This is a genomic window from Kytococcus sp. HMSC28H12 (assembly GCF_001816045.1).
GTDB lineage: Bacteria > Actinomycetota > Actinomycetes > Actinomycetales > Dermatophilaceae > Kytococcus > Kytococcus schroeteri.
Window position 1 is genome coordinate 1 of the sequence record NZ_KV824259.1, and the last position, 8,998, is coordinate 8,998.

Below are 8,998 nucleotides of genomic sequence, written 5' to 3' on the forward strand. Positions count from 1 at the left end.
CGCGAGCGCCATCGGGTCGCCCGCCGCAGGCGCCATCTCGACCCCCAGCTCGTCGAGGACGGCCGCCGCGCGGGCCGCGGTGCCGGCCCGAGCGTGGGCCACGAACGCCTCGGCGAGGGTCAGCTCCGGCATCCGCAGCGGCTCACCAGCCGCCTCGGCCAGGACGTCCACGGCGTCGGCGTGGTGGGCGCCCTCCGCATTGAGGGCAGCGATGACCACGTTGGCGTCGAGGATCACTCCGGCCACTCCGCATCGCGCTGGGTCCTGAGCCGGCTGCTGTCCCCCACCCCGGCCAGGTGACCGCCGGCGACCTCCAGCAGGCGTCGCCGCCGCTCGGCCTCCACCCCCTCGTCCACCGCGAGGCGGCGCCCGCCCTCCACCGCCAGACGCGCCACGAGCTGCCCGCGGGACAGGTCCGGCCAGCGGCGGGCGGCGTGGTCGAGGGCCTGACCGAGCTCGTCGGACTCGGTGACGAGGTGGCGCGGACGTGTGGTGGGCATGCCCTCAGGGTATCCCCAGGGACGTCGGTGTAACACCCAGCATCCACAGGTTCCCCGGCTGAGCAGGCGGGGCTCCGGGGCAGGCCGGTCGGCGTGATGGGATGGGGAGCACACCCCCTCGATCCCAAGGAGTCGCCATGCGTGCACTGGCCAAGACCGAGCCCGGACCCGGGCTGCAGCTCATCGACGCCCCGGAGCCCACCACCGGCCCCGGTCAGGTGAAGATCCGGGTGGAGCGCGCCGGCCTGTGCGGCACGGACCTGCACCTGGAGGGCTGGGACGAGTGGGCCGAGGGCGCCATGAACCTGCCCCAGGTGATCGGTCACGAGTTCTACGGCGAGATCGTGGAGTTGGGCGACGGCGTGGAGGCCCGCGGCGACCTGAAGGTCGGCGACAAGGTCTCCGGCGAGGGCCACATCGTCTGCGGCGTGTGCCGCAACTGCCGGGCCGGCGCGCGCCACCTGTGCCGCAACACCATCGGCGTGGGGGTGAACCGCGACGGCGCGTTCGCCGACTACGTGGTGATCCCCGCCGACAACGCGTGGGTGCAGCCCGAGTGGGTGGACGCCGACCTGGGTGCCCTGTTCGACCCGCTGGGCAACGCCGTGCACACCGCCCTGAAGTTCCCGCTGGCCGCCGAGGACGTGCTCGTGACCGGCTCCGGCCCCATCGGCGTGATGGCGGTGGCCGTGGCCCAGGCCGTGGGCGCCCGCTACGTGGTGGCCACCGACATCAGCGACGAGCGCCTGGAGCTGGCCAAGGCGGCCGGTGCCGACCGCGTGGTGAACGTGTCGCACGAGCGCATCGCCGACGCGATGAAGCCGCTGGGCATGAAGGAGGGCTTCGACGTCTGTCTGGAGATGTCCGGCTTCGGCTCGGCCGTGCAGGAGGCCATCGACACGATGAACCACGGCGGCCGCATCGCGATGCTGGGCCTGCCGGGTACCGGCTACGAGGTGGACTGGGGCAAGGTCATCACCCACATGCTCACCCTGCAGGGCATCTACGGCCGCGAGATGTTCGAGACCTGGTACAAGATGACCCAGCTGCTGCAGGACAACGAGCAGCTGGTGACCGCCGTGCGCAGCGTGGTGACCCACAAGTTCGCCGCCGAGGACTGGCAGGAGGCCTTCGCCACCGCCCGCTCGGGCAAGTGCGGCAAGGTCCTGCTGGACTGGAGCTGAGCCGTGGCGCTGCGCATCGCGAGCTTCAACGTCAACGGCATCCGGGCCTGCCAGAAGCGCGGCTTCGAGGGGTGGCTGGAACGCCGCGACCCCGACGTGGTGGCGCTGCAGGAGGTGCGCTGCCCGGTCGCCCAGCTGCCGTTGGAGGTGTTCGGCGACCGGTACCTGACCTACGACGCCGGCACCGCCGCCGGCCGCAACGGCGTGGCCCTGCTGACGCGGGTGCGTCCGGCCGCCGTGCGCACCTTCGGCGAGCCCGTGCTGCAGCGCGCCCCGGGTGAGGACCACGTGGACCTCGTGCCGGCCGATGCCGGGCCCACCCTGCCGCGGGAGCTCAAGGAGTTCGCCGGCGAGGGCCGGTACGTGGAAGTGGACCTGGCCGACGCGCCGCTGACGGTGGCCTCGCTCTACCTGCCCAAGGGCGGCCTGCCGGCGGACCTGCAGGAGAAGATGGCCGGCCGCATGCGCGAGGAGCCCGACGGCGGTGCCAAGTACGAGCGCAAGATGCGCTTCCTGGCCGGGTTCGCCAAGCAGCTGGACCGCTCCCGGAGGGCCGCGAAGGCCGCCGGGCGCGAGTTCCTGGTGATGGGCGACTTCAACGTGGCCCACGAGAAGCTCGACGTGAGGAACTGGCGGGGCAACAAGAACTCCGAGGGCTTCCTGCCCGAGGAGCGCGAGTGGTTCGGCTCGATCCTCTCGCCGCGCACCCTCGTGGACGTGGTGCGCTCGAAGCACCCGGACACCGAGGGCCCGTACGCGTGGTGGTCGTGGATGGGGCAGGCCTTCGAGCGCGACACCGGGTGGCGCATCGACTACCACCTGGCCTCCCCCGCCCTGGCCCGTGCCGCCGTGACCGCGGGTGTGGACAAGGAGCCCAGCCGCGCGGAGCGGCTCAGCGACCACGCGCCGGTGGTCGTGGACTACGAGCTCTGAGGGGCACCCACCGGGCGCGCGACCGCAGGGGCACCCCACCGGGCACGACGAAGGGGGCCGGCCACCACCAGGTGACTGGCCCCCTCTCGCGTGCGCTGCGTCAGGCCTTGGGGAAGGCGGGCAGCTCGACGCCGGTCATGCGCTCGACCATGCGCACCACCTGGCAGGAGTAGCCGTACTCGTTGTCGTACCAGACGTAGACCACGACGCGCTCGTCGCCGCCGGCGATGGTGGCGCGGCCGTCCACGGTGCCGGCGTGGGTGTCGCCCACGAGGTCGGTGGAGACGACCTCGGGGTGGTCCACGTAGCCGATGGCGTCGGCCAGCGGGCCGGAGGCGGCGGCGTCCTGCAGGACCTTGTTGAGGGTCTCGCGGTCCACGGCCTTGCCGAGGGTCAGGTTGAGCACGGCCATGGACACGTCCGGGGTGGGGACGCGGATGGCGTTGCCGGACAGCTTGCCCTTGAGCTCCGGCAGGGCCTTGGCCACGGCCTTGGCGGCACCGGTCTCGGTGAGCACCATGTTCATGGCGGCGGCGCGGCCACGGCGGTCGGCCTTGTGGTAGTTGTCCATGAGGTTCTGGTCGTTGGTGTAGCTGTGGATGGTCTCCACGTGGCCACCGACGATGCCGTACTCGTCGGCCAGGACCTTGAGCACCGGGGTGATGGCGTTGGTGGTGCAGGAGGCGGCGGACACGATCTCGGCGTCGCCGATCATCTCGTCGTTCACGCCGGTCACGACGTTCACCATGTCGCCCTTGCCCGGGGCGGTCAGCACGACGCGCTTGACGCCCTTGGACTGCAGGTGCTGCGAGAGGCCCTCGGCGTCGCGCCACACACCGGTGTTGTCGATGACGACGGCGTCGGTGATGCCGTGGGCGGTGTAGTCCACCTCGGCCGGGGAGTTGGAGTAGATGACCTTGACGGCGGTGCCGTTGAGGTGCAGCGTCTCGGCAGCCTCGTCGACCTCGACGGTGCCGTCGAAGGGGCCGTGCACGGAGTCGACGCGGAAGTTGTCGGCGCGCTTGACCAGGTCGTTCGCGGCCTTGCCCTTGCGCACGACGACGGCGCGCAGCTGCAGGCCGGTGCCGTGGTCCTGGCCCACGAGGATGCGGGCCAGCAGGCGGCCGATGCGGCCGAAGCCGTAGAGCACGACGTCCTGGGTCTTCTTCTCGCCACCGGCCTGGCCGGCGACCTCGGACAGCTGCTCACGCAGGAAGCCCTCGAGGTCGGAGGAGCCGGAGTCCTTGTACGCCTTCTGCAGGGCCACGACGTCGAGCACGGAGGCGCCGGCCTCGATGCCCTCGACGGCCTGGAGCAGGGCGAGGGTCTCGGTGACGTCGGCACCCTCACCGGCCTCGGCGTGGGCGCCGAGGATGCCGGTGGCGCTCTGACGGGCCAGGGAACGGCCGTTCACGCGGGCGTCCACACCGTTCGTGCGGGCCAGGCGCCCGGCGACGGGGACCAGGTCCTCCGCCGCGCCCTCCTGGGCGGCCCACTTCTGCTGGTGCTCGGATGCGCTGTTGGTCACGTCGTGTCCCGTCCTTCGTGGTGCGAGTGTGGTCAACCGGCCGCGCCCGTGTGGTGGCGGCCACCGGCGATCCTACCGACCCCCGTACCGGCTCCCCCGGCCCGACACAGCCCGCAGTGCGGGGCCAGAATGGGGCGCATGATCCTCATCAACGTGAAGTTCCCCGTCAAGCCCGAGCACGCCGACGACTGGCCGGAGATCAGCCGCCCGTTCACCGAGGCCACGCGTGCCGAGCCGGGCAACAAGTGGTTCGAGTGGTCGCGCAGCGTGGAGGACCCGAACACCTACGTGCTCATCGAGGCGTTCACCGACGAGGGCGCCGAGCCGCACGTGAACTCCGAGCACTTCAAGCAGATGCAGGCCGAGTTCCCGCAGTACCTCGCCGCGACCCCGCAGATCGTCAGCGAGCAGGTGGAGTCCGAGGGCTGGGGCCCCATGGGCGAGATCCAGGTGGACTGAGCGCCACCCCCATCGCCAAGGAGCGGCACGCCGGCACTCGGTGTGCCGCTCCTTGCGCACGAGCCCCGCCGCCCGGTGGACGCGAGCGCGTGACCGAGGACGCGCACCCGGATTGTGAATGTTCATGCCATGCCATGTAAGGTCATGCGTCATGACCCGCCACTTCCTCCGCGACGACGACCTCACCCCGGCCGAGCAGGCCGAGGTGCTGGCCCTCGCCGCGACCCTGAAGGCAGACCCCTTCGGACCCAAGCCGCTCGCGGGCCCGGTGACCGTCGCGACCATCTACGACCGACCCACCCTCCGTACGCAGCTGTCCTTCGCAGCCGGCGTCGCGGAGCTGGGCGGCCACGAGTTCGCCATCGACGCCGGACTGGCCGCCGCCGGAACCCGCGAGTCCATCGCGGACGTGGCCCGCGTCATCGGACGTCAGGCCGGCGCGATGGTGTGGCGCACGCCAATGCAGGCCGACGTGGAGGAGATGGCCCGGTACGCCGGCGTGCCGGTGGTCAACGCCCTGACCGACGACTTCCACCCCTGCCAGCTGCTGGCCGACCTGCAGACCATCGCCGAGCACCAGGACGGGTTGCACGGGCAGACGGTGGCCTTCCTCGGCGACGCGGCCTGCAACATGGGCAACTCGTGGGTGCTCGCCGGCGCCACCGCCGGGCTCCACGTGCGCCTCTCCGGCCCCGAGGGCTACCTGCCGGACCCCGACGTGGTGGCCCGTGGGCAGGAGATCGCCGCCACCACCGGCGGCTCGGTCACCCTCGTGGACGACCCCGTCGAGGCCGTGACCGGTGCCGACGTGGTGGTCACCGACACCTGGGTGAGCATGGGCAAGGAGGACGAGAAGGCCGAGCGCGTGGCAACCTTCGGCCCGTGGGCGCTCACCCCCGAGCTGCTCGCCCACGCGGCCGACCACGCCATCGTCATGCACTGCCTGCCCGCCTACCGTGGGGTGGAGATCGCCGCCGAGGTGATCGACGGCCCACAGAGCGCGGTCTGGGACGAGGCCGAGAACCGCCGCCACGCCCAGAAGGCGATCCTGACCTGGCTGTGGGAGCACCGCGCCGACTGACCCGGCGCCGCTCCCCCACCACCCGAGACCCCCTGACCGCAGAACCCCGAGGAGACCCCCATGAGCAAGGTCCTGACCTCCCTCCCCTCCGGCCAGCGCGTCGGCATCGCCTTCTCCGGCGGCCTGGACACGTCCGTGGCCGTGGCCTGGATGCGCGAGAAGGGCGCCGTGCCCTGCACGTACACCGCCGACCTGGGCCAGTACGACGAGGACGACATCGCCGGCGTGCCCGCCCGCGCCATGGAGTACGGCGCCGAGCTGGCCCGCCACGTGGACTGCCGCCGCGCCCTCGTGGAGGAGGGCTTCGCCGCCATCGCCTGCGGTGCCTTCCACATCCGCTCCGGCGGCCGCACCTACTTCAACACCACCCCCATCGGCCGTGCGGTGACCGGCACCCTGCTGGTGCGCGCCATGCAGGAGGACGGGGTGGACATCTGGGGCGACGGCTCCACCTTCAAGGGCAACGACATCGAGCGGTTCTACCGCTACGGCCTCATGACCAACCCCAACCTGCTCATCTACAAGCCGTGGCTCGACGCCGACTTCGTGGGCGAGCTGGGCGGCCGCACCGAGATGAGCCAGTGGCTCACCGAGCGGGGCCTGCCCTACCGCGACAGCCAGGAGAAGGCGTACTCGACCGACGCCAACATCTGGGGCGCCACCCACGAGGCCAAGACGCTGGAGCACCTGGACGTCAGCCTGGAGACGGTGGAGCCGATCATGGGCGTGAAGTTCTGGGACCCCGAGGTGGCCATCGAGACCGAGGACGTCACGGTGCGCTTCGAGGGCGGGCGCCCCGTGGCCATCAACGGCGAGCGGCTGGACCCGGTGGAGCTGGTGCTGCTGGCCAACAAGATCGGCGGGCGCCACGGCCTGGGCATGAGCGACCAGATCGAGAACCGCATCATCGAGGCGAAGTCGCGCGGCATCTACGAGGCGCCGGGCATGGCGTTGCTGCACCTGACCTACGAGCGGCTGCTCAACGCGGTGCACAACGAGGACACCATCGCGCAGTACCACGCCGACGGCCGCCGCCTGGGCCGCCTCATGTACGAGGGCCGCTGGCTCGACCCGCAGGCGCTCATGATGCGCGAGGCGCTGCAGCGCTGGGTGGCCTCGCTGGTGACCGGCGAGGTGACCGTGCGCCTGCGGCGTGGTGAGGACTACACGATCCTTGCGACCGAGGGCGAGAACTTCTCGTACCACCCGGACAAGCTCTCCATGGAGCGCACGGAGAACGCCGCGTTCGGGCCCACCGACCGCATCGGGCAGCTGACCATGCGCAACCTGGACATCGCCGACTCGCGCTCGATGCTGGAGATGTACGCCAAGCAGCCGCACGACGAGGGCCACGTGGTGGTGCAGGAGGGCAACCTGCTGGGCACCCTGGAGCCCGGCGGCGCGCAGCAGATCGCCAGCAACCCGCAGTGGAAGGACCTGGACGCCCAGGACGACGCCCTGGACGCCGCGGCGATGGAGTACGGCGCGGACTGAGCGACGACCCCGTCAGGAGGGGTGAGGGAGCGGCCACCGAGGGGGTGGCCGCTCCCGCGCGGTGGGGGGAGGCCACGGCATCGAGCGACATCGACCTGCTCGTGGAGCTCGTTCCGGGTGGCGGGAACGAACTGATGCGACTCGCCGCCATCGGGGAGGAACTGAGCATGGCTCTGGGGCGGCGGGTCGACGTGGTGGCGTCCAGCCTGCTGCGTGACGAGGTCTCCGGCACCGCCCTCGACGACGCCGTGGACCCCGTGAGCCGTTCGACCGACCAGCGGGGCGTCGTAGCCATGCGCGACGACGTGCACGCCCTCGATGCGGCGACGTCCCTGCCGACCCGCTACCGCAAGAGCCACGTCGGCCGCGTGTTCGACATCGCCTGAGCTCCCACTCCTCGCGGCGCGGAGGCCGTCCCCGCGCGCCCGGCAGGACTGGGTCACGCGGCACCCCCGCCCCCTGAGACACTGCCGGCATGTACGCGTTCAAGGACCAGCTGACCTCCGAGCTCACCGAGATCAAGGACGCCGGCCTGTGGAAGGACGAGCGCGAGCTCACCTCCCCGCAGTCCGCCCACGTCACCACCAAGAAGGCCGAAGCGCTGAACTTCTGCGCCAACAACTACCTCGGGCTGGCCGACCACCCGGAGGTCGAGGCCGCCGCCAAGTCCGCCCTCGACGAGTGGGGCTTCGGCATGGCCTCGGTGCGCTTCATCTGCGGCACCCAGACCCTGCACACCGAGCTGGAGCAGAGGATCGCCGCCTTCGTGGGCTGCGAGGACGCGATCCTGTACGCCTCCTGCTTCGACGCCAACGGCGGCTTCTTCGAGGTGCTCTTCGGCAAGGAGGACGCCATCGTGTCCGACGCGCTGAACCACGCGAGCATCATCGACGGCGTGCGCCTGAGCAAGGCCATGCGCTACCGCTACGCCAACCGCGACATGGACGACCTGCGCACCCAGCTGCAGGCCGCGAAGGACGCCGGCGCGCGCCGCACCGTCATCGTCACCGACGGCGTGTTCTCCATGGACGGCTACTACGCCCCGCTGGAGGAGATCTGCGACCTGGCCGAGGAGTTCGGCGCCATGGTGGTGGTGGACGACTCCCACGCCACCGGCTTCACCGGCGAGAAGGGCCGCGGCACCGCGGAGAAGTTCGATGTCATCGACCGCGTGGACGTGGTGACCGGCACCTTCGGCAAGGCCCTGGGTGGCGCCTCCGGTGGTTTCGTGGCCGGCCCCAAGGAGGTGGTGGCCCTGCTCAAGCAGCGCTCCCGCCCGTACCTGTTCAGCAACGCCGTGGCGCCCAGCACCGCCGCCGGCTCGCTCAAGGCCCTGGAGCTGGTGGAGTCCTCCGACGAGCTGCGCGCCCAGCTGGAGCGCAACGCGAAGCTCTTCCGCGAGCTCATGACCGAGGCCGGCTTCGAGTTGCTCGAGGGCAGCCACCCGATCATCCCGGTGATGTTCCCCGGCGAGGACGGCGCCCGCCAGGCCGGCCAGGTGGCCGAGGCGATGCTGGAGCGCGGCGTGTACGTCATCCCGTTCAGCTACCCGGTGGTGCCCAAGGGCGAGGCGCGCATCCGCGTGCAGCTCTCGGCGGCCCACTCCGAGGAGGACGTGCGCGCCTGCGTGCAGGCCTTCGTCGACTCCCGCGAGGCCGTCGCGGGCGCCTGATGGGCATCGACCGCCGCATGCTGGGTCCTGTCTCCCCCGAGGTGGGGCCCAGCCACGGGGCGCCCCTGGAGCCCGGCGGGCGGGTCCGCTGGGCGGCGCACACCGCCATCGACTGCCAGGACGCCGCCGCGTGGCGCGCGCTGCCCG

Annotated in this window: 10 protein-coding genes; 7 read left to right on the top strand and 3 right to left on the bottom strand. The window is 71.5% G+C overall.

Annotated elements, in window-relative coordinates; all coding sequences use genetic code 11:
• Both HMPREF3099_RS00345 and HMPREF3099_RS00350 read right to left on the bottom strand, forming a co-directional pair.
• Positions 1-246, bottom strand: a 246-nt coding sequence (locus HMPREF3099_RS00345; protein ID WP_202816654.1) for a PIN domain-containing protein, incomplete at its 3' end; no start/stop codon positions are given.
• Positions 234-500 (bottom strand): hypothetical protein, encoded by a 267-nt coding sequence (locus tag HMPREF3099_RS00350; RefSeq protein ID WP_070703230.1) that lies wholly within the window; start codon positions 498-500, stop codon positions 234-236. The genes HMPREF3099_RS00350 and HMPREF3099_RS00345, both read right to left, overlap by 13 nt.
• A gap of 137 nt (positions 501-637) precedes the next feature.
• Between HMPREF3099_RS00350 and tdh the strand changes: the two genes are divergently transcribed.
• A complete protein-coding gene (gene tdh / locus HMPREF3099_RS00355; protein ID WP_070703231.1) occupies positions 638-1,684 on the top strand; it encodes an L-threonine 3-dehydrogenase in 1,047 nt (348 codons plus the stop codon).
• A 9-nt stretch (positions 1,685-1,693) separates the two neighbouring features.
• The gene (locus HMPREF3099_RS00360) at positions 1,694-2,617 is read left to right on the top strand and encodes an exodeoxyribonuclease III (RefSeq protein ID WP_070703238.1); all 924 of its coding nucleotides are present in this window, start codon (positions 1,694-1,696) and stop codon (positions 2,615-2,617) included.
• Positions 2,618-2,717: 100 nt separating this feature from the next.
• Here the strand turns inward: HMPREF3099_RS00360 and HMPREF3099_RS00365 are convergent, their stop codons facing one another.
• Positions 2,718-4,145 carry a glyceraldehyde-3-phosphate dehydrogenase gene (locus HMPREF3099_RS00365; protein ID WP_070703232.1) on the bottom strand — a complete coding sequence of 476 codons (1,428 nt, stop codon included), beginning with the start codon at positions 4,143-4,145 and terminating at the stop codon, positions 2,718-2,720.
• Positions 4,146-4,283: 138 nt separating this feature from the next.
• Between HMPREF3099_RS00365 and HMPREF3099_RS00370 the strand changes: the two genes are divergently transcribed.
• The 5 genes from HMPREF3099_RS00370 (at position 4,284) to HMPREF3099_RS00390 (ending at position 8,851) form a co-directional block, all read left to right on the top strand.
• The gene (locus HMPREF3099_RS00370; RefSeq protein ID WP_070703233.1) at positions 4,284-4,604 is read left to right on the top strand and encodes a putative quinol monooxygenase; all 321 of its coding nucleotides are present in this window, start codon (positions 4,284-4,286) and stop codon (positions 4,602-4,604) included.
• Positions 4,605-4,755: 151 nt separating this feature from the next.
• Entirely contained in the window at positions 4,756-5,685 is a 930-nt protein-coding gene (gene argF / locus HMPREF3099_RS00375; protein WP_070703234.1) for an ornithine carbamoyltransferase, read from the top strand.
• A gap of 60 nt (positions 5,686-5,745) precedes the next feature.
• Positions 5,746-7,179: an argininosuccinate synthase gene (argG, locus tag HMPREF3099_RS00380; protein WP_070703235.1), complete on the top strand. Its 1,434-nt coding sequence runs from the start codon at positions 5,746-5,748 to the stop codon at positions 7,177-7,179.
• Positions 7,180-7,223: 44 nt separating this feature from the next.
• Positions 7,224-7,565 carry a nucleotidyltransferase family protein gene (locus tag HMPREF3099_RS00385; RefSeq protein ID WP_070703236.1) on the top strand — a complete coding sequence of 114 codons (342 nt, stop codon included), beginning with the start codon at positions 7,224-7,226 and terminating at the stop codon, positions 7,563-7,565.
• Between the two features lie 89 nt (positions 7,566-7,654).
• Entirely contained in the window at positions 7,655-8,851 is a 1,197-nt protein-coding gene (locus tag HMPREF3099_RS00390) for a glycine C-acetyltransferase (RefSeq protein ID WP_070703237.1), read from the top strand.
• Positions 8,852-8,998 lie beyond the last annotated feature (147 nt).